The following is a 985-nucleotide window of genomic DNA, read 5'->3' on the forward strand; positions in this document are numbered from 1 at the left end:
TTCAGGTTACATTGTCTCTAGTGATAACGGCTATGCTGATATTCAAATGGGTGTTGGTACTGTTGTTATTGGTTTAGCTTCTATTATTATCGGGGAAGTCCTATTCCGCAATGTGAAATTAGGGGTTCGCTTTATCACGATCCTAGTGGGTTCAATTATTTATCGTTTACTATTAACGATTGTCTTAATGATGAACTTTGAAGCGAATGACTTCCGTCTATTCTCAGCAATTATCGTTGCTCTATGTCTTGCTGTTCCAACCATTCAAAATAAAGTGGCTGACTACCGTGAATACAGAAAGGTGGCTAAATAATGACGACCTTATTAGAAATTAACCAAGCAAGAAAAGTATTTAACAAACGAACACCAGATGCCTTTGCAGCCCTAGATGACTTATCATTAATAGTAGAGAAGGGGGACTTCATTACCGTTGTTGGGGGTAACGGGGCAGGGAAATCAACCCTATTGAACGCCATTGCCGGCACCTTCCTGTTAGACTCCGGTGCCATCACTTTAAACGATAAAGATATTAGTCGTCTTGCTGAAGAGGACCGGGCTAAATTTGTTTCCCGCGTATTCCAAAACCCGTCAATGGGGACAGCACCACGTATGACCGTTGAAGAAAACTTATCATTAGCTTTGAAACGCGGTCAAAAACGAGGTCTAGGTTTAGCTATTAAAGATGACAACCGCAAACAATTCCAAGAGGCATTAAGCCAATTGCATTTAGGCTTAGAAAATCGATTGGATGCTGAAATCGGTTTATTATCCGGAGGGCAAAGACAAGCGATTGCCTTATTGATGGCAACTATCACTAAACCAGAAATTTTACTATTAGATGAACATACAGCAGCTTTAGACGCAAAGACATCTAAACGTATTCTAGAAATTTCATCTGACCAAGTAAAAGACCACAACCTAACAGCCTTAATGATTACTCATAACCTACAAGATGCCTTACTATATGGTAACCGGATGATCCTTT

At 40.0% G+C, this 985-nt stretch carries 1 protein-coding gene and 1 pseudogene; both read left to right on the plus strand.

The window, feature by feature from the left end; genetic code table 11:
• A pseudogene (locus tag ACRCJ0_RS15450) lies at window positions 1–313 on the plus strand (ABC transporter permease); the annotation flags it as partial.
• Window positions 313–985 (plus strand): ABC transporter ATP-binding protein (locus ACRCJ0_RS15455; RefSeq protein WP_431391075.1); only part of this gene is annotated, 673 nt, incomplete at its 3' end. The pseudogene ACRCJ0_RS15450 and the gene ACRCJ0_RS15455, both read left to right, overlap by 1 nt.

It is taken from the genome of Aerococcus sp. L_32, assembly GCF_050689315.1.